Below are 18,130 nucleotides of genomic sequence, written 5' to 3'. Positions count from 1 at the left end.
CACGTGGAGTCAGCGTCGAATGCGTTTGCACCCCCGACACCTGTTTTGGATTAAGGTACTGATTCATCTGGCGGGAATATTGCCGCTACTGTGGCTGTTTCTGACCGCGAACCAGGGATGGCTGAGCGCCGATCCGGCGAAGGATATCCAGCATTTTACCGGCAGAATCGCGCTGAAATGGCTATTGGCCGCCCTGGCGATAGCGCCGTTGGCGCGCTATGGCAAACAGCCGCTGCTAATCCGCTGTCGACGGCCCGTCGGCCTGTGGTGCTTCGCCTGGGCGACGCTGCATCTGACGAGCTACGCGCTGTTGGAATGGGGACTCAGTCACCTTTCGCTGCTGGTCAGCGAGCTTTTCTCCCGCCCCTATCTCACGCTCGGCATTGTCAGCTGGATATTCCTGCTGGCGCTGGCGCTGACGTCCACGCAGGCCATGATGCGCAAGTTGGGATCTCGCTGGCAAAAATTGCATAACACGCTTTATCTCGTCGCTATTCTTGCCCCTATCCACTACATTTGGTCGGTTAAAACGTTGTCTCCGCAACCTATTTTCTATACTCTTCTCGCCCTCATTTTGTTACTGATGCGTTATAAAAAATTTCGCCAGTGGTGGCGCTGAAGCTCCGGGGTCTAGCGGTGTGATAAAAGCGCCGAAACGGGGCGGAAAGGAAGCTGAGATGAATATCTCCGCAGATAAAGCCACTATATGGCTGCTAATTGCAACGAAATGATTATAATGCACGACTTTGTTTTTAGGCATCGGACAATTTGCGCCTAGAAAGGTGACAAACGAATAGCTTCGCGCTATTTTGTGCAGCACCAAGCGAATCGCGGGAGATAGCAGCATAATGGTAGATAAGTTCAACATTTTGCTTTTGAACGGTCCGAATCTGAATCTTCTGGGCGCCCGCGAGCCTGAGAAGTATGGCCGTACCACGTTGACGGAAATCGTTAACGGATTGGAACAAGAAGCACTGGCGCTGAACGTTCAGCTGTCGCATCTGCAGTCCAACGCAGAGCACACGCTGATCGACCGCATTCATCAGGCCAGAGGCAACACCGACTTCATTCTGATCAACCCAGCGGCGTATACCCATACCAGCGTTGCGCTGCGGGATGCGCTGCTGGCGGTCGCCATCCCCTTTATCGAAATTCATCTGTCTAACGTGCATGCGCGTGAACCCTTCCGCCACCACTCCTATCTGTCCGATGTGGCAGTCGGGGTCATTTGTGGCCTGGGTGCAGATGGTTATAGCTACGCTTTACAGACGGCCGTAAAACGCCTGTCAATTTCCAATTAACAAGAGTACGGAACCCCATTCATGGATATTCGTAAAATCAAGAAACTGATTGAACTGGTTGAAGAATCCGGCATCGCCGAACTGGAAATTTCCGAAGGTGAAGAGTCAGTACGCATCAGCCGTTCCCCCGCTGCACAGCCCTATCCGATGATGCAGCAGGCCTATGCGCCGATGCAGCCTCAGCCTGCACTGACCGCTACCGTGGCCGAAACGCCGGTAGCCGAAGTCGCCGCAGCACCCGCCGCAATCAGCGGTCACATCGTACGTTCGCCGATGGTAGGGACGTTCTACCGTACGCCAAGCCCGGAAGCGAAAGCGTTTGTGGAAGTCGGCCAGCAGGTTAACGTCGGCGATACGCTGTGCATCGTCGAAGCCATGAAAATGATGAACCAAATCGAAGCAGATAAAGCAGGCGTGGTGAAAGCCATTCTGTTGGAAAGCGGTCAACCGGTTGAATTTGACGAGCCGCTGGTTGTCATCGAATAACGGGGCGTACCATGCTAGATAAAATTGTTATCGCTAACCGTGGTGAGATCGCGTTGCGTATTTTGCGTGCCTGCAAAGAGCTGGGCATCAAAACCGTCGCCGTGCACTCCACGGCGGATCGCGACCTGAAACACGTATTGCTGGCTGACGAAACGGTGTGCATCGGCCCTGCGCCGTCCACCAAAAGCTACCTGAACATTCCCGCATTGATCTCCGCCGCTGAAATTACCGGCGCGGTGGCCATCCACCCCGGTTACGGCTTCTTGTCCGAAAACGCCGACTTCGCCGAACAGGTTGAGCGCTCCGGCTTTATCTTTATCGGCCCTCGCGCTGACACCATTCGCCTGATGGGCGATAAAGTGTCCGCGATCAGCGCGATGAAAAAAGCCGGCGTTCCCTGCGTTCCTGGTTCCGATGGTCCTCTGGGCGACGATATGGAAAAGAACCGCGCCTTTGCTAAACGCATCGGTTACCCGGTGATTATCAAAGCTTCCGGCGGCGGCGGCGGACGCGGTATGCGCGTCGTCCGCAGCGATAAAGAGCTGGAACAGTCCATTTCCATGACCAAGGCGGAAGCCAAGGCCGCGTTCAACAACGATATGGTCTACATGGAAAAATACCTGGAAAACCCACGCCACGTGGAAATTCAGGTACTGGCGGACGGTCAGGGCCAGGCGATCTATCTGGCTGAGCGTGACTGCTCCATGCAGCGTCGCCACCAGAAAGTGCTGGAAGAAGCGCCAGCGCCGGGCATCACCAGCGAACTGCGCCGTTACATCGGCGAACGCTGCGCCAAGGCCTGCGTGGACATCAACTATCGCGGCGCCGGTACGTTCGAATTCCTGTATGAAAACGGCGAATTCTATTTCATAGAAATGAACACCCGTATTCAGGTGGAACATCCCGTCACCGAAATGGTCACTGGCGTGGACCTGATCAAAGAGCAGCTGCGCATCGCCGCCGGTCTGCCGCTGTCGATCAAACAGGAAGAAGTGCATGTCCGCGGCCATGCGGTCGAGTGTCGTATCAATGCGGAAGACCCCAACACCTTCCTGCCTAGTCCGGGTAAAATCACGCGTTTCCACGCGCCGGGCGGTTTTGGCGTTCGTTGGGAATCGCACATCTATGCAGGCTATACCGTGCCTCCTTATTACGACTCCATGATCGGCAAGCTGATTACCTATGGCGAAAGCCGCGACGTGGCGATCTCCCGTATGCGTAATGCGCTGGCGGAACTGATCATCGACGGCATCAAGACGAACATCGAGCTGCAGTTGAAGATCCTGAACGACGAAAACTTCCAGCATGGTGGCACCAACATCCACTATCTGGAGAAGAAACTCGGCCTGCAGTAACACGCCGCAGACGAGATAAAGGCCGGTCGATCGCTTTCAGGCAGTCGACCGGCCTTGTCTTTTCGCCCCCGTGATAAAAGATAAAAATAACGAGTATTCAGTCGATTACTGCTTTTTCTGCATCCTTCCCGCATTCAGAAACGCACCGGTTTATCTCCAGCTATCCGCACCTGAACGTGAATTCCTGCTAGGCAATGCGCTCACATACCGTAAAATCCCCTGTTTTGCACACGCTTACTGATGAATACCAATTGGGTTGTATAACAAGATGGATAAACGTTTTCTTCAGGCACACCGGGAAGCGCGCTGGGCGCTCGGCCTGACGCTGGGTTACCTGCTGCTGTGGATTGCCGCCGCGTATCTGCCAGGTAACGAATCCGGCATCACCGGACTGCCGCACTGGTTCGAGATGTCGTGCCTGCTGCTGCCGCTGGCCTTCATCATTCTATGCTGGCTGATGGTCCGCCATCTGTTCCGCGATATCTCGCTGGAGGATGAGGATGCATAGCCAGATCGTCATTCCGCTGATCGCCTACCTGCTGCTGGTCTTCGGGCTGTCCGTTTACGCCTATACCCGCCGCCAGCAAGGCAATTTCCTGCGTGAATATTTTCTCGGCAACCGATCGATGGGCGGCTTCGTGCTGGCCATGACATTGATTGGGACCTACGTGAGCGCCAGCTCTTTCATCGGCGGTCCCGGCGCCGCTTATAAATATGGACTTGGCTGGGTACTGCTGGCGATGATCCAGGTGCCGACCATGCTGCTCTCGCTCAGCATTCTGGGAAAAAAGTTCGCGATTCTGGCGCGGCGCTATAACGCGATCACGCTCAACGATATGTTATACGCCCGCTACGGCAGTCGGCTGCTGGTCTGGTTCGCCAGCCTCAGTCTTCTGGTCGCCTTCATCGGCGCCATGGCCGTACAGTTTATCGGCGGGGCTCGTCTGCTCGAAACCGCGGTCGGCATTCCTTATGACACCGGGCTGTTGATCTTCGGCGTCACCATCGCGCTGTATACCGCTTTCGGCGGCTTCCGGGCCAGCGTGCTCAATGACGCCATGCAGGGCATCGTGATGTTGGTGGGGACGTTGCTGCTGGTGGTCGGCGTGATTTATGCCGCGGGCGGCCTGCCCGTCGCAGTGGAAAAACTGCGTCATATCGACCCGGCGCTGGTCTCTCCGCACGGTCCCGGCGATGTGCTGTCCGGACCGTTCATGACCTCGTTCTGGCTGCTGGTGTGCTTTGGCGTTATCGGCCTGCCGAACACGGCGGTACGCTGTATCTCCTATCGGGACAGTAAAGCGCTGCACCGCGGCATCATCATCGGCACCCTCGTCATTACCGTTCTGATGCTCGGCATGCATCTGGCAGGAGCATTGGGGAGAGCGATTCTGCCCAACCTCACTATCCCCGACCAGGTTCTGCCTGAGCTGATGATCGCCGTTCTGCCTCCGCTGGCCGCCGGTATTTTTCTGGCGGCGCCGATGGCGGCGATTATGTCCAACATCAATGCGCATTTGCTGCAGGCATCGGCCACCATCGTCAAAGATTTGTATCTCAGCGTCCGCCCTCAGCGGGCCAGCAACGAAAGATACATCAAACACCTGTCCAGCCTGACCACGCTGGTGCTGGGACTGTTGGTGCTGCTGGCCTCCTGGCGACCGCCTGAAATGATTATCTGGCTCAATCTGCTGGCGTTCGGCGGACTGGAGGCCGTGTTCCTGTGGCCGCTGGTACTGGGACTGTACTGGGAACGCGCCAACGCGACGGGCGCGCTGTGCGCCATGATAGGGGGTGCGCTCTGTTATACCCTGCTGGCCAGCTTCAAGATCCAATGGGGCGGATTTCATCCGATCGTCCCCGCACTGGCATTAAGCCTGCTGGCATTTATTATTGGTAACCGGTTCGGGCACGCCGCGCCCGCCGCCGTTACTTCATCCGACGTTAAGTAAGAGGCCGTTATGCCGTGGATTCAACTCAAAATTAATACTTCCGGCGCACATGCCGAACCCCTGGGAGACGCGCTGGTCGAAAGCGGCGCGGTGTCCGTCACCTTTCAGGACACTCATGACACGCCGGTGTTCGAGCCGCTGCCGGGCGAAACGCGCCTGTGGGGCGATACCGACGTGATCGGTCTGTACGACGCCGAGACCGACATGAAGGCCGTCGTCGCGATCCTGGAACAGGAACCGCTGCTGGGCGCGGGTTTCAAACACAAAATCGAGCAGTTAGAAGATAAAGACTGGGAACGTGAATGGATGGATAATTTCCATCCGATGCAGTTCGGCAAGCGCTTGTGGATTTGCCCCAGCTGGCGTGATATCCCCGATCCGGAGGCGGTCAACGTGATGCTGGACCCCGGTCTGGCCTTCGGCACCGGCACGCATCCTACCACCGCGCTGTGCCTGCAATGGCTGGACGGTCTCGACCTGCAAGGGAAAACCGTCATCGACTTCGGCTGTGGCTCCGGCATTCTGGCCATCGCGGCGCTGAAGCTGGGCGCCGCCCGCGCCATCGGCATCGATATCGACCCGCAGGCCATTCAGGCCAGCCGCGATAATGCCCAGCGCAATGGCGTGTCCGAGCGTCTGGAGCTGTACCTGCCGCAAGACCAGCCGGAAGCGCTTTCCGCCGACGTCGTCGTCGCCAACATACTGGCAGGCCCTCTGCGGGAACTGGCTCCGCTGATCGGCGCATTACCTAATGCGGGTGGTCATCTGGGCCTCTCCGGCGTGCTAGCGACACAGGCCGCGAACGTATCAGAAGCCTATCAGGATAAGTTCACGCTGGATCCTGTGGCGGAAAAAGAAGAGTGGTGCCGAATTACCGGTATCAGAAAGGCGCTGTAAACGCGCCTGAAGCCTTGGCGGGACGCCATTCCGCGCGTTCCGCTTCTTTATCATTCCCTTCTCCTCACCGGTTTAACCACACACCGCATGACACAGTGGTAGTCAGGCTATTTGACGACAAAAGGAATATTGCAGTGATTTATAGCAACTTGAAACCCATTCTGCTGGCGGCGGGGCTGTTCGCCGCCGGGACATCCGCCGTTAGCGCGCACTATCCATTGAGCGATATCGATCTCTCGCAGGCTCGAGCCGGTTTTCAGACCGAGCTGGTCAAAGATACGCTGCAACCCGACGGCAAGGCTGAGACGCCGCCAGTGAAGCGGTATAAGACCGTACAATATCCGTCGCCCGTGGGTGAACTGGTCGCCTATCTGACGCCCGATCCCAAAGACGGCAAGCGACATCCGGCCGTGGTGTGGGCCCACGGAGGTTATGGCGGCATAGGAAGCTTCCTTTGGGAACCTCAGGACGCCGACAACGATCAAAGCGGTCGCGCATTCCCAGAGGCCGGCATCGTTACGATGATGCCAAGCTGGCGTGGAGAAAATGACAATCCCGGCAAGTTCGAGATGTTTTATGGCGAGATTAACGATTTACATGCCGCGAGAGACTATCTGGCTAAACTTCCTTACGTCGACCCCGACCGCATATATCTCGCCGGCCACAGCACAGGCGGGACGATGACGCTTTTGGGAAACGAGTATCAACATGGTTTCCGCGCAGCGTTTTCACTTGGGGGCGTGCCTGATTTAGAATTGAGATTGAGTCGCGGCCCCACCGCCGTCGGCCCATCCTTCAACACCCAAAATTCGCGTGAGTTTTACCTGCGCTCCCCTCGCACTTTTATCACGCACCTCAAATCGCCGACTTACTATTTTGAAGGCAGCGATAATTACTGGGAATATTCATTGCCCCAGATGGAGAAGGATGCACAAAACGCGGGCGTGTCCTTTCATGCCTATAGCGTGCCGCACGGCGACCACTTTTCTATCATCCTGCCGGTCACACGTCTCATTGCCCAAAAAATTCTGCGTGATACCGGGGAGCAGCCGGACATCGAATTTTCTCCCGCTGACATCGAACACATCAGCCACGAAATTGACGCGGCGATAGACGAAATCGACCAAGAATAGGAACCTGCCGCCACGGCAATGACAGAAATCAGGAGCATTCTAGTGCCGTCGCCAGACCGATAGAATGCTCCTCTTTCCACTGAATATGATGCATTTTTCACTACCAATTGCCTTCATTGCCCCATGAATCGCTCCCTGATGCCGCATCTTTACGGTCTTTTCACTTCTAATAAGCCCTTGTCGACTGCGTGGCCCACAGAGTGGGGATTCACATAACCACATGATATGTATCGTTAAAATGAAAATTTCTTTTGATGAAACGCCATTTTATTGATCTGTTCCGCGTAATTGCTCAAAGTTTGGCCTTTCCTATCGCGTGAAAAATGCGTAATATACGCGCCCTTGCAGACACAGTATGGTCACTCTTTGTCTATGCACATTGGACAATTTCAGCTTCCCAATCGTTTGATAGCCGCCCCGATGGCTGGTATTAGCGATCGCCCATTCAGAGCACTCTGTCACATGATGGGCGCTGGAATGACAGTGTCCGAAATGCTCTCTTCCAATCCGGAAGTGTGGCGTTCGGACAAGTCCCGCTTGCGCATGGTGCATAGCGATGAACCTGGTATCAGAGCCGTGCAGATTGCTGGCTGCGATCCAGGGGAGATGGCGGCGGCGGCCAGCATCAATGCTGAGTTCGGCGCGCAAATCATCGACATCAATATGGGATGTCCAGCCAAGAAAGTGAACCGCAAGATGGCGGGGTCTGCATTACTGCAGCATCCTGATCTGGTGAAACAGATTCTGACGGCGGTGGTGGAAGCGGTAGACGTACCGGTGACGCTGAAAATTCGTACGGGCTGGTCTCCAGAGCACCGCAACTGTGTACAAATTGCCAGATTGGCTGAAGATTGTGGTATCCAGGCTCTCACCATTCATGGACGAACACGTACGTGCTTGTTCAATGGCGAGGCCGAGTACGACAGCATTCGGACAGTTAAGCAGGCCGTCGGCATTCCCATCATTGCGAATGGCGACATTACTGACCCGCATAAAGCCAGAGCGGTTCTCGATTACACCGGGGCCGATGCCCTGATGATAGGACGGGCCGCTCAGGGAAGACCCTGGATCTTTCGGGAAATCCAGCATTATCTGGACACAGGGGAGCTGCTGCCGCCGATGCCATTGGCAGAGGTGAAGCGCTTGCTGATCGGGCATATACGGGAATTGCATGACTTTTATGGTCCAGGCAAGGGATTCCGTATCGCTCGTAAGCACGTTTCCTGGTATCTCCAGGAACATGCCCCGGACGACCAGTTTAGGCGCACATTCAACGCCATTGAGGATGCCAGCGAACAGCTGGAGGCGTTGGAGGCATATTTTGAAAATCTTGCGTAAACAGAAAAAGAGCTGACAGAACTATGTTCGAACAACGCGTGAATTCTGACGTACTGACCGTTTCCACCGTAAACTCTCAGGCTCAGGTAACCCAAAAACCCCTGCGCGACTCGGTTAAACAGGCACTGAAGAACTATTTTGCTCAACTGAACGGTCAGGATGTGAATGACTTGTATGAGCTGGTACTGGCTGAAGTAGAGCAACCACTGTTGGACATGGTGATGCAATATACTCGCGGCAACCAGACCCGTGCAGCACTGATGATGGGTATCAACCGCGGCACTTTGCGTAAGAAACTGAAAAAATACGGCATGAACTGATAACGTTCGGCATCCGTATTTTCACAAGGCGTTGATGAACCATCATCAGCGCCTTTTTTGTGCCCTTTTCCCGCCGATTCGCCCTGCTCTTTGCCATAATGAAGTCATCCGCGTGACGCCAAACGTCGACCGATAGGACGACAATGAGAGACAGCAACACGCGATGAACAGAGCCACTGACCAGGAGCGAAAACCGATGGTAAATAAGTTCACTCAGGCAGACGATTTCAATGAAACGCGCTTTTGGACGAAAATAGTCGGCTACGCCAAAAAGGCCGGGCGCGAAGTGATTGAAAAAGCGCTATGGCTCTATTACGCCGCACAACGGCCTGATACGCCGGTATGGGCCAAAACGACCATCTACGCCGCTTTGGCTTACTTCGTCCTGCCCGTCGATGCCATTCCGGATGCGCTGCCGGTGGTGGGTTTCACAGACGATCTGGGCGTTCTTGCCGGGGCTATGGGCACCGTCAGCCTGTACATCAACGAAGAGGTCAAACGGCAGACCCGCGATAAACTCGCAGACTGGTTCGGCTAATCATCGACGCCGACGTTGTCGAACTGACAAGTCGCGCGGATAAGGGCGGGAGAAAAAAAGCGGGATAAGCGGTGCCGGAGACTCGCTCCGGCACTTGTTAACATTAATGTTGCAGGGCGCTGTTGAGAATAATCGAGGTGATCACACCCGTCGCGGCGGCAATCAGCACATAGTTGCCGTCGATGTAAGCCCAATGCTGGCCTGACGGCGGCTGTCTCAAGCCGCGAGCGCGCCAGTCGTTGACACGATAATCATTGCCGCGATAACGAGCCGGAGCCGGTTTGCCCCTTCTGAAATCGTGACCATGGGAGACAAAGTGGTCACGGTCGCCTCCGCGCTGTACGTGTGACTGCTGCCGGCCTGGTTCGCCATGTCCGCCGCGGTTCGCTTGACCGCCACGATTGCCGTCATGGCCGCCATGCTGCTGGCTTCCCGGTCCCTGCTGCCATTGCTTACCGTCCTGATGATCCGGACCCGCTGCAAAAGAAACGGTTGAGAGCAGGCTACTTGCGGTAAAAACCGTCATTACCATAGCCAACGTAATTTTTTTCATAACTGACTTCCTCGAATGGTCCTGCCTTTAGTAAGCAGATTACACAGCACTATCGTCCACACTACGGCAGTCTTGAATAACGAAATGTCTTAAATCGTGCTTTCTTAACTAGTTTTACCCTGCTTATCGAATTCTTAACACATCAGCACACCTTCGCGTCATTTTCGCCCTTTCCCACCGCTCCACGTTCATACCCACAGTCTAGTCGATGAATATATCGCTCGGTTCCGCACGCCGCCCAACGTGAAATTCTCTCAATCACGTTGAGAGAATTTCATCTCATGAGGGGATTAGTTCCATGATAATCTCTGCCCACTAAAATAATTAATAAGGCATTTATATTCATGACAACCATTCAAACGCGACGCCCCCCCTTTCGTGCCGACGTAGTAGGAAGCTATCTTCGACCACAATATCTGCATGATGCCAGGGCACAATTTTCCCAGGGTAACCTTTCCGCCGACGCGCTTCGGGCCGTTGAAGACAAAGCGATCACCGAACTGGTCGATAAACAAAAAGCAGCCGGTTTGCAGGTGATTACCGACGGCGAATTCCGTCGTAGCTGGTGGCACCTCGATTTCATGTGGGGCCTTAACGGGGTGGAAAAAAAACTCATCGCCAAAGGCTACGCGTTTGCCGACAAGGAAACCCGTCCGGAAACCGCGCACCTCTCGGGTAAGATCTCCGGCGAGAACCATCCGTTCGTCGAACATTTTAAATTCCTGCTCCAGTTCGCAGAGCCTGGCATTATACCGCGACTGACCGTACCTTCCGCGGCACAGTTTCTGGCCGAGCTGCAGCGTCCTGACAATAAAGCCAAGACGCTGGAGTTTTACCCAACTGAAGATGCGCTGGTTCAGGATATCGCCAAGGCCTACCGAACCTTTATCACAGAGCTGTATGCGGCGGGATGCCGTAACCTACAGCTGGATGACTGCACCTGGGGCATGCTGGTCGACCCGAAATTCGCGGGCGGCGGCGGCGCCGATACGCCGAACTCCACAAGCTGCGGCTGCGGGCATCACGCAGAACCGGTTGAAGGCAGCAAAGTACACACGCTGGCCGAGCTGTATCTGAAGGTCAACAATGCGAGCGTGGAAGGCGCGCCGGAAGATTTGGTGCTGACGACGCACGTGTGCCGCGGCAACTATGCCTCATCTTGGGCCGCCAGCGGTGGTTACCAGCCAGTAGCGAGCGTGCTGTTCGCCCGTGAAAATGTTTCCGCCTACTATCTCGAGTTCGATACCGAACGCGCTGGCGACTTCTCTCCGCTGGCTCAGGTGTCTGGCGATAAACAGGTGATTCTGGGGTTGATCTCTTCCAAGTTCGGCGAACTGGAAGACAAACAGGCGGTCATTGACCGCATCAAGGAAGCCTCCCAATTCATACCGCTGGAACGCCTGTGCCTCAGCACTCAGTGCGGCTTTGCCTCAACGGAAGAAGGCAACGAGATCACCGAAACGCAGCAGTGGGCGAAAATTGCGTTGGTCAAAGAGATCGCTGACGCCGTCTGGGGTTAACGGACAGCTCATCGCCATCACGCCAGGCTCGAAGGGACGGATTATCCGTCCCTTTTTCTTTATTTATCCTCACGCCAGCACCAACGGCTCCCCCGTTGTGGAAAAAACCGCCGCGCACCACTATATTTATGCTTTGTTGCTATAAACCATCACCTTATGTGATTAGCAATGCGTGGTGATATCACGTAGATTCTCGCCGCTCGGCCTCATAAGCATGCCGGTTGCTCTCTCCCGTCTTTGTAGGAACCACGATGAAAAAAATCAGCGTTGCATTACTGACTGGCGCGTTACTTGTCACCAGTGCTCTGGTACAGGCGCAGGACGATCTCAGCACCATTAAGGCCGCGGGGGTCATGAAATTCGGTACGGAAGGGACCTATGCTCCCTATACCTATCACGATAAATCGGGGAAATTGGTCGGTTTTGATGTGGAAATAGGCCGTGCAGTGGCCGAGAAAATCGGCGTTAAAGCCGAGTTCGTCGAAGGACGTTGGGACGGATTGATCGCCGGGCTGAGCGCAGGCCGCTATGACGCCGTCGTTAATCAGGTCGGTATCACGCCTGAACGTCAGGTGAAATTCGATTTCTCCAAACCCTATATTGATGCGAAGTCTGTGCTGGTTGTCCGCAACGACAACACCACGATCAAGACGTTTAAAGATCTCAAAGGTCATAAGTCCGCACAAAGTCTGACCAGTAATTATTCGAAGCTAGCGACGCGGTACGGCGCGGATATCGTCCCTACCGATGGGTTTAACCAATCGCTGGACCTGGTGATGAGCGGCCGCGCCGATGCGACGCTGAACGACAATCTGTCATTCCTCGACTTCAAAAAACAGAAGCCGGATGCGAAAGTCAAAGTCGCCGCCACCGCTGAAAGCGGCGATCCGTCCGCCATTCTGGTGCGTAAAGGACAAACCCCGCTGGTCGAGGCAATTAACCACGCGCTGGACCAGATGAAAGCGGATGGCACGTATAAAACGATTTCTGTGCGATACTTCGGGGAAGATGTTTCCCAGTAACCGCAAAGATATCGGAGTGTTAGATGCCACCCTGGCTACAACTTATGGCAGACTCCTTTTGGAGTCTGCTTTCTGCTGGACTGAAGTTCACCGTTCCCCTCGCCATTATCTCCTTCATTCTCGGGCTGGCGCTCGGGATCGTCGTCGCCTTGATCCGGCTTTACGGGCCTCGTCCGCTGAAATGGATTGCCGATTTTTACGTCTGGGTCATTCGCGGCACGCCGCTGCTGGTGCAGCTGTTTTTGATTTTTTATGGGCTACCCAGCGCCGGGATCACTCTGGACGCATTTCCAGCCGCGCTGATCGGTTTCACCCTTAATGTAGGGGCTTATAGTTCCGAGATTGTACGTGGAGCCATACTGTCCGTGCCTCAGGGACAGTGGAACGCCGCCTACTCGCTAGGCATGAAGGGAACTCAGGCTATTCGATGGGTCATTTTTCCCCAATCGGTATTTGTGTCCCTTCCCCCACTATCGAATACCTTTATCTCTCTGATCAAAGATACCTCGTTGGCTGCCGTCATCACCGTGCCGGAGATGTTTCTTGCCGCTCAGCGCATCGTCTCCGTCACCTATGAACCGCTCATTCTCTACGTCGAAGCCGCCATTATTTACCTTCTGTTTTGTACCATTCTCAGCAAAGCGCAGACGCGCTTGGAACGCTTTTATCAACGGCATAACGTTCGTTGACATGGCGCCCGGCCTTCCGCGATGCGGAGGGCCGAATAACTCCTTTATTTTACTGATATTCATCTCTTTCACCCGCCCGCCATAGTCTCGTCCTTCAACCCTACCCGCGCCGCTCATCCAGCAATTCAGTAACAAGTTGCACTAAAAAAGACAACAAACACCTTGGCGATGCACTGGTTAAGATCGCGGCATTCTGCTAAATCCGCCAATGAGGTCGTTTCGCACCAAATACAGGCAATTTTTTTGAGCGCCGTGATTATATTGGTGCAATACATTGCAAGTTTTGTGTCCTCCCTCACAAAACTCCCCGCCGTCAGCCAGAGAGCATCCGTCACGGATTGGCATTAGTTTTGCTTAATCACGTCACGGCCCAATATCCAAATGACGGCGCCGGCAGACAGGACGGACGCAACGCTGCGTCCATTACCACAGCACACAACTCATTAGGCACATAAGATGATGAAAAAATTGTTCATTTCTACGCTGGTCGCAGGCGCTTCTCTTCTGACGGCGATGCAACAGGCCCATGCTGGCGCCACGCTGGACGCCATACAGAAAAAAGGCTTTGTCCAATGCGGTATCAGCGATGGCTTGCCGGGTTTTTCCTATGCCGATGCCAGCGGCAAATATGCCGGTATTGATGTGGATGTTTGCAGGGGCGTCGCGGCTGCCGTTTTCGGCGATGCCGACAAGGTGAAATATACCCCGCTGACCGCCAAAGAACGTTTTACGGCGCTGCAGTCAGGCGAAGTGGACCTGCTGTCCCGCAACACGACATGGACCTCTTCGCGTGACGCGGGCATGGGCATGCTGTTCACCGGCGTCACCTATTATGACGGCATCGGTTTCCTGACCCACAACAAAGCCGGGCTGAAAAGCGCGACGGAGCTGGACGGCGCGACGGTGTGTATTCAGGCGGGGACCGATACCGAACTGAACGTCGCCGACTATTTCAAAACTCATGGCATGAAGTACACGCCGGTGACCTTCGACCGCTCCGATGAGAGCGCCAAAGCGCTGGAGTCCGGACGCTGCGACACGCTGTCTTCCGACCAGTCTCAGTTGTATGCATTGCGCATCAAATTGGCTAATCCCAACGAATACATCGTGCTGCCTGAAGTCATCTCCAAGGAACCGCTGGGACCGGTCGTTCGCCGTGGAGACGAAGAGTGGTTTTCCATCGTGCGCTGGAGCCTGTTCGCCATGCTGAACGCGGAAGAGATGGGGGTCACCTCTCAGAACGTCGACCAGATGCTGGCAAAACCGACAACACCGGATATGGCTCATCTGCTCGGCAAAGAAGGCAATTACGGAAAAGATCTCAAATTACCCGCTGACTGGGCCTACAAAATTATTAAACAGGTCGGTAACTACGGCGAAATATTTGAGCGCAACGTCGGTATGGGCAGCGAATTGAAAATCAAACGCGGACTGAACGAATTGTGGACCAATGGCGGTATTCAATACGCGCCCGCCGTTCGTTAATCCCCCAAGTAAATCGGGCACGGCCTTGTCGCCGTGCTCCCGTTTGACTGCTACCGAGGCTTCATCATGCTGCAACGCCCAACCGTAAAAGGTGATTTATCACTGACTAATCCTGCGGTGCGCGCCTGGCTGTACCAAATTATCGCTGTCGTCGTCGTACTGTCTTTCGCAGCCTATCTGTTGCACAACACCATTACTAATTTGGCGCAACGTGGCATTACGTCCGGCTTTGCTTTTCTGGATAACTCCGCAGGATTTGGTATTGTCCAGCATCTCATCGACTATCAGCAGGGCGATACGTACGCCCGCGTCTTCGTCGTCGGCTTGCTGAATACGCTGTTGGTGTCAGCCATCTGTATTGTCTGCGCTTCCTTGTTAGGATTTATGGTCGGTCTGGCCCGGCTGTCTGATAACTGGCTGCTCCGTAAGCTATCCACCTTCTATATCGAAACGTTCCGCAATATTCCGCCTCTGCTGCAGATCTTCTTCTGGTACTTTGCGGTACTACGCAATCTCCCGGGGCCTCGCCAGGCGGTTAGTACGCTGGATGCAGTGTTTTTGAGTAACCGCGGATTGTATATCCCGGCGGCGGATTTCGGGCCTGGCGCCCTTCCAGCCCTAATCGCCGTGGTTATTACCGCACTCGCGACCGTTCTCATCGTTCGCATAAATCAGCGCTATCACCTTGAAACTGGCGTCTATCGAAGAAACTGGCCGTGGCCATTGCTGATCCTTGCACTACTGCTGGGCTTGGCGCACATCACCTTTGGTGGTGCATTGAGCTGGGAACTCCCGGTATTGAGAGGGTTTAACTTCAACGGCGGTCTGGTCATGATCCCGGAACTCGCTGCGCTAGCGCTGGCGCTTTCAGTTTATACCTCCTCCTTCATTGCCGAAATCATCCGTTCTGGTATTCAATCGGTATCGCACGGCCAGCATGAAGCAGCGCTATCGCTTGGCCTGCCAAAAGCGATCACACTACGCAAGGTCATCCTGCCTCAAGCAATGCGCGTCATCATTCCGCCGCTGACCAGCCAGTACCTGAATATTGTGAAGAACTCCTCTCTCGCTGCTGCGATTGGTTACCCGGATATGGTGTCGCTGTTTGCCGGTACGGTCCTGAATCAGACCGGTCAAGCGATTGAGACGATTGCCATGACGATGTCGGTCTACCTGATTATCAGCCTGCTCATCTCGCTGCTGATGAATATCTATAACCGCAAAATCGCCTTAATTGAGCGCTAGAGGAGCAGGGTGAACATGATTTCACATACACCAAATCGCCCGATGCCTGTTAGCAGCGCCATCGCATGGGTTCGACGGAATTTGTTTTCCAGCCTCCCCAACAGCCTGCTGACCCTTTTCTGCCTTTGGCTGCTGTGGAAAGGGGTGCCGCCACTTCTGAACTGGGCGGTCTTCGACGCCAACTGGTTGGGCGCAACCCGCAATGACTGTACCCGCGAAGGGGCCTGCTGGGTGTTTATTCACGCCCGCTTCAGCCACTTTATGTATGGCCTCTACCCCACTGAAGAGATTTGGCGAATCAACTTCGCGCTGGTGCTGGCGCTGTTGAGCATTTTCCCCATGTTCTGGAAACAGGTGCCGCATCGCGGCCGTTATATCGCCGGATGGTGCATTGTCTACCCACTCATCGCCTGGGGGCTGCTGTCCGGCGGATTTGGTGGGATGCCTCACGTGGAAACACGCCAATGGGGCGGACTCACACTCACCATCATTATCGCCGCCGTGGGGATTGCGGGCGCTTTGCCGCTCGGGATCTTGCTGGCGCTGGGCCGACGCTCGGAAATGCCTATCGTCCGTATGCTATGCATTGGATTTATTGAATTCTGGCGTGGCGTACCGCTGATCACCGTGCTGTTCATGTCCTCGGTGATGCTGCCGCTGTTCCTGACGGAAGGGACTAACATAGACAAACTGTTACGCGCCTTAGTGGGAGTCATTCTGTTCCAATCCGCCTATGTGGCCGAAGTGGTACGAGGCGGCCTTCAAGCGTTGCCGAAAGGACAGTATGAAGCAGCACAGTCGCTGGCATTAGGCTATTGGCGGATGCAGTTTCTGGTCATCCTGCCTCAGGCGCTAAAAATGGTTATCCCCGGTCTGGTCAATACCATCATCTCGCTGTTCAAAGATACCAGTCTGGTAATCATCATCGGACTATTCGATCTGTTCAGCAGTATCCAGCAGGCCACAGTCGATCCCGCTTGGTTGGGCATGTCTACCGAAGGCTACGTCTTCGCCGCGCTGATCTATTGGATCTTCTGTTTCAGCATGTCGCGCTATAGCCAACATTTGGAAAAACGGTTTGATACCGGACATAAGTCTCATTGAGGTCATCCATGAATCAGAATGCGTTAACACAATCCGCTGACTACATGATTACGCTGGAAAACGTGAATAAGTGGTACGGTCATTTTCACGTACTTAAAGACATCAACCTTCAGGTGAAACAAGGTGAGCGTATTGTCCTATGTGGCCCGTCAGGTTCGGGAAAATCAACGACGATCCGCTGTATCAACCATCTGGAAGAACATCAGAAAGGACGAATTGTTGTCGATGGCATCGAGCTGAATAGCGACAGCCGCAACGTTGAAAAAATCAGAACGGAAGTTGGCATGGTGTTCCAACACTTCAATCTTTTCCCGCATCTCACCGTTTTGCAAAACTGTACGCTGGCACCTAACTGGGTACATCGCATACCGAAAAAAGAGGCCGATGCGCTGGCGATGCATTATCTGGAACGCGTGCGCATTTCGGCCCATGCGCATAAGTATCCAGGACAACTCTCCGGAGGCCAACAACAGCGTGTCGCTATCGCGCGTTCGCTGTGTATGAGACCCAAGATCATGCTGTTCGATGAGCCTACCTCGGCGTTAGATCCTGAAATGGTCAAAGAGGTGCTGGATACCATGCTTGGTTTGGCCGAAGACGGTATGACTATGCTGTGCGTCACCCATGAAATGGGATTCGCTCGCACAGTTGCTAACCGGGTGATCTTTATGGATCAGGGTGAGATCGTCGAACAGGCGCCGCCGGAGATCTTCTTCTCCAATCCGCGATCGGAACGTACTCAGTCTTTCCTGGCGCAGATTCTGCACTAACCATTTATTAAGGCTCATTCGTAGAATGAGCCTTAATTAGCTGTTTGGGCATAACAGTCTGGCCTGCCGGGCTGCCGATATCTACCTTGCGGGGTGGTCGCTTTTTTCTTTTTCGCCCCAACGCAAAAACCCCCAGCTTGCGCTGAGGGTTTCTACTGATTTGATGCCTGGCAGTTCCCTACTCTCACATGGGGAGACCCCACACTACCATCGGCGCTACGGCGTTTCACTGCTGAGTTCGGCATGGGGTCAGGTGGGACCACCGCGCTATCGCCGCCAGGCAAATTCTGTTTCATTCCAGCCGTTACACTCTCTTCCCGTGCAACCACCAGAACCAATCTTTGAACAAGCTGAATCTCGTCTCTCTAAAAACACCTTCGGTGTTGTAAGGTTAAGCCTCTCGGGTCATTAGTACTGGTTAG

At 54.5% G+C, this 18,130-nt stretch carries 18 protein-coding genes, 1 rRNA gene and 2 pseudogenes; 19 read left to right on the top strand and 2 right to left on the bottom strand.

Features of this window, described 5'->3' with window-relative positions; genetic code table 11:
* The first annotated feature begins 19 nt into the window (after positions 1–19).
* From msrQ to BLU64_RS11745, 11 genes are all read left to right on the top strand, one after another.
* Complete coding sequence (msrQ, locus tag BLU64_RS11795) at positions 20–619, top strand: protein-methionine-sulfoxide reductase heme-binding subunit MsrQ (protein ID WP_026743977.1); 600 nt, start codon at positions 20–22, stop codon at positions 617–619.
* Between the two features lie 229 nt (positions 620–848).
* Entirely contained in the window at positions 849–1,301 is a 453-nt protein-coding gene (gene aroQ / locus BLU64_RS11790; RefSeq protein WP_026743976.1) for a type II 3-dehydroquinate dehydratase, read from the top strand.
* Between the two features lie 21 nt (positions 1,302–1,322).
* The gene (gene accB / locus BLU64_RS11785) at positions 1,323–1,787 is read left to right on the top strand and encodes an acetyl-CoA carboxylase biotin carboxyl carrier protein (RefSeq protein WP_074728818.1); all 465 of its coding nucleotides are present in this window, start codon (positions 1,323–1,325) and stop codon (positions 1,785–1,787) included.
* An 11-nt stretch (positions 1,788–1,798) separates the two neighbouring features.
* The gene (gene accC / locus BLU64_RS11780) at positions 1,799–3,142 is read left to right on the top strand and encodes an acetyl-CoA carboxylase biotin carboxylase subunit (RefSeq protein WP_026743974.1); all 1,344 of its coding nucleotides are present in this window, start codon (positions 1,799–1,801) and stop codon (positions 3,140–3,142) included.
* 268 nt (positions 3,143–3,410) lie between these two features.
* Complete coding sequence (locus BLU64_RS11775; protein WP_026743973.1) at positions 3,411–3,650, top strand: YhdT family protein; 240 nt, start codon at positions 3,411–3,413, stop codon at positions 3,648–3,650.
* On the top strand, positions 3,643–5,094 hold the full coding sequence (panF, locus tag BLU64_RS11770; RefSeq protein ID WP_074728816.1) for a sodium/pantothenate symporter: 1,452 nt from the start codon (positions 3,643–3,645) through the stop codon (positions 5,092–5,094). Before BLU64_RS11775 ends, panF begins: the two co-directional genes overlap by 8 nt.
* Before the next feature lie 9 nt (positions 5,095–5,103).
* Positions 5,104–5,991, top strand: coding sequence for a 50S ribosomal protein L11 methyltransferase (prmA, locus tag BLU64_RS11765; RefSeq protein ID WP_026743971.1), 888 nt, complete (start codon positions 5,104–5,106; stop codon positions 5,989–5,991).
* Positions 5,955–7,124: an alpha/beta hydrolase family protein gene (locus BLU64_RS11760; RefSeq protein ID WP_244888425.1), complete on the top strand. Its 1,170-nt coding sequence runs from the start codon at positions 5,955–5,957 to the stop codon at positions 7,122–7,124. The genes prmA and BLU64_RS11760 overlap by 37 nt, the downstream gene beginning before the upstream one ends.
* Positions 7,125–7,496: 372 nt before the next feature.
* A complete protein-coding gene (gene dusB, locus BLU64_RS11755) occupies positions 7,497–8,462 on the top strand; it encodes a tRNA dihydrouridine synthase DusB (protein WP_036153551.1) in 966 nt (321 codons plus the stop codon).
* 23 nt (positions 8,463–8,485) lie between these two features.
* On the top strand, positions 8,486–8,782 hold the full coding sequence (gene fis, locus BLU64_RS11750; protein WP_012883002.1) for a DNA-binding transcriptional regulator Fis: 297 nt from the start codon (positions 8,486–8,488) through the stop codon (positions 8,780–8,782).
* Between the two features lie 196 nt (positions 8,783–8,978).
* On the top strand, positions 8,979–9,320 hold the full coding sequence (locus BLU64_RS11745) for a YkvA family protein (protein ID WP_026743968.1): 342 nt from the start codon (positions 8,979–8,981) through the stop codon (positions 9,318–9,320).
* Positions 9,321–9,423: 103 nt separating this feature from the next.
* On the opposite strand, the gene BLU64_RS11740 is transcribed toward BLU64_RS11745, so the two are convergent.
* Positions 9,424–9,873, bottom strand: a complete 450-nt coding sequence (locus BLU64_RS11740; protein WP_026743967.1) for an RcnB family protein — start codon at positions 9,871–9,873, stop codon at positions 9,424–9,426.
* Between the two features lie 344 nt (positions 9,874–10,217).
* Here BLU64_RS11740 and BLU64_RS11735 point away from each other — a divergent pair, with 344 nt between their 5' ends.
* From BLU64_RS11735 to BLU64_RS11705, 8 genes and pseudogenes are all read left to right on the top strand, one after another.
* On the top strand, positions 10,218–11,393 hold the full coding sequence (locus tag BLU64_RS11735; protein ID WP_074728814.1) for a uroporphyrinogen decarboxylase/cobalamine-independent methonine synthase family protein: 1,176 nt from the start codon (positions 10,218–10,220) through the stop codon (positions 11,391–11,393).
* Between the two features lie 251 nt (positions 11,394–11,644).
* Positions 11,645–12,415, top strand: a complete 771-nt coding sequence (locus BLU64_RS11730; RefSeq protein WP_026743965.1) for an amino acid ABC transporter substrate-binding protein — start codon at positions 11,645–11,647, stop codon at positions 12,413–12,415.
* 23 nt (positions 12,416–12,438) lie between these two features.
* Positions 12,439–13,104 (top strand): amino acid ABC transporter permease, encoded by a 666-nt coding sequence (locus BLU64_RS11725; protein WP_026743964.1) that lies wholly within the window; start codon positions 12,439–12,441, stop codon positions 13,102–13,104.
* Between the two features lie 459 nt (positions 13,105–13,563).
* Complete coding sequence (locus BLU64_RS11720) at positions 13,564–14,589, top strand: amino acid ABC transporter substrate-binding protein (protein ID WP_026743963.1); 1,026 nt, start codon at positions 13,564–13,566, stop codon at positions 14,587–14,589.
* A 66-nt stretch (positions 14,590–14,655) separates the two neighbouring features.
* Positions 14,656–15,208: pseudogene (locus BLU64_RS17890) on the top strand (ABC transporter permease subunit); the annotation flags it as partial.
* Positions 15,209–15,279: 71 nt separating this feature from the next.
* Positions 15,280–15,834 (top strand): annotated as a pseudogene (locus BLU64_RS17885) (ABC transporter permease subunit); the annotation flags it as partial.
* A gap of 15 nt (positions 15,835–15,849) precedes the next feature.
* A complete protein-coding gene (locus tag BLU64_RS11710) occupies positions 15,850–16,938 on the top strand; it encodes an amino acid ABC transporter permease (protein WP_036153549.1) in 1,089 nt (362 codons plus the stop codon).
* A gap of 8 nt (positions 16,939–16,946) precedes the next feature.
* A complete protein-coding gene (locus BLU64_RS11705) occupies positions 16,947–17,708 on the top strand; it encodes an amino acid ABC transporter ATP-binding protein (protein WP_026743960.1) in 762 nt (253 codons plus the stop codon).
* A gap of 165 nt (positions 17,709–17,873) precedes the next feature.
* Here the strand turns inward: BLU64_RS11705 and rrf are convergent.
* Positions 17,874–17,989, bottom strand: a 5S ribosomal RNA gene (gene rrf, locus BLU64_RS11700).
* Between the last annotated feature and the right edge of the window lie 141 nt (positions 17,990–18,130).

The sequence above is a fragment of the Lonsdalea quercina genome, from assembly GCF_900107885.1.
Lineage (GTDB): Bacteria > Pseudomonadota > Gammaproteobacteria > Enterobacterales > Enterobacteriaceae > Lonsdalea > Lonsdalea quercina.
The sequence above is the reverse complement of the archived record's forward strand: the minus strand, read 5'-3'. Positions and strand labels throughout refer to the sequence as shown.

Bases quoted from the DNA above. Each gene is read 5' to 3' on its own strand.
- msrQ (WP_026743977.1), top strand. From the start codon at position 20: ATGCGTTTGCACCCCCGACACCTGTTTTGGATTAAGGTACTGATTCAT.
- aroQ (WP_026743976.1), top strand. From the start codon at position 849: ATGGTAGATAAGTTCAACATTTTGCTTTTGAACGGTCCGAATCTGAAT.
- accB (WP_074728818.1), top strand. From the start codon at position 1,323: ATGGATATTCGTAAAATCAAGAAACTGATTGAACTGGTTGAAGAATCC.
- accC (WP_026743974.1), top strand. From the start codon at position 1,799: ATGCTAGATAAAATTGTTATCGCTAACCGTGGTGAGATCGCGTTGCGT.
- BLU64_RS11775 (WP_026743973.1), top strand. From the start codon at position 3,411: ATGGATAAACGTTTTCTTCAGGCACACCGGGAAGCGCGCTGGGCGCTC.
- panF (WP_074728816.1), top strand. From the start codon at position 3,643: ATGCATAGCCAGATCGTCATTCCGCTGATCGCCTACCTGCTGCTGGTC.
- prmA (WP_026743971.1), top strand. From the start codon at position 5,104: ATGCCGTGGATTCAACTCAAAATTAATACTTCCGGCGCACATGCCGAA.
- dusB (WP_036153551.1), top strand. From the start codon at position 7,497: ATGCACATTGGACAATTTCAGCTTCCCAATCGTTTGATAGCCGCCCCG.
- fis (WP_012883002.1), top strand. From the start codon at position 8,486: ATGTTCGAACAACGCGTGAATTCTGACGTACTGACCGTTTCCACCGTA.
- BLU64_RS11745 (WP_026743968.1), top strand. From the start codon at position 8,979: ATGGTAAATAAGTTCACTCAGGCAGACGATTTCAATGAAACGCGCTTT.
- BLU64_RS11740 (WP_026743967.1), bottom strand. From the start codon at position 9,873: ATGAAAAAAATTACGTTGGCTATGGTAATGACGGTTTTTACCGCAAGT.
- BLU64_RS11735 (WP_074728814.1), top strand. From the start codon at position 10,218: ATGACAACCATTCAAACGCGACGCCCCCCCTTTCGTGCCGACGTAGTA.
- BLU64_RS11730 (WP_026743965.1), top strand. From the start codon at position 11,645: ATGAAAAAAATCAGCGTTGCATTACTGACTGGCGCGTTACTTGTCACC.
- BLU64_RS11725 (WP_026743964.1), top strand. From the start codon at position 12,439: ATGCCACCCTGGCTACAACTTATGGCAGACTCCTTTTGGAGTCTGCTT.
- BLU64_RS11720 (WP_026743963.1), top strand. From the start codon at position 13,564: ATGAAAAAATTGTTCATTTCTACGCTGGTCGCAGGCGCTTCTCTTCTG.
- BLU64_RS11710 (WP_036153549.1), top strand. From the start codon at position 15,850: ATGATTTCACATACACCAAATCGCCCGATGCCTGTTAGCAGCGCCATC.
- BLU64_RS11705 (WP_026743960.1), top strand. From the start codon at position 16,947: ATGAATCAGAATGCGTTAACACAATCCGCTGACTACATGATTACGCTG.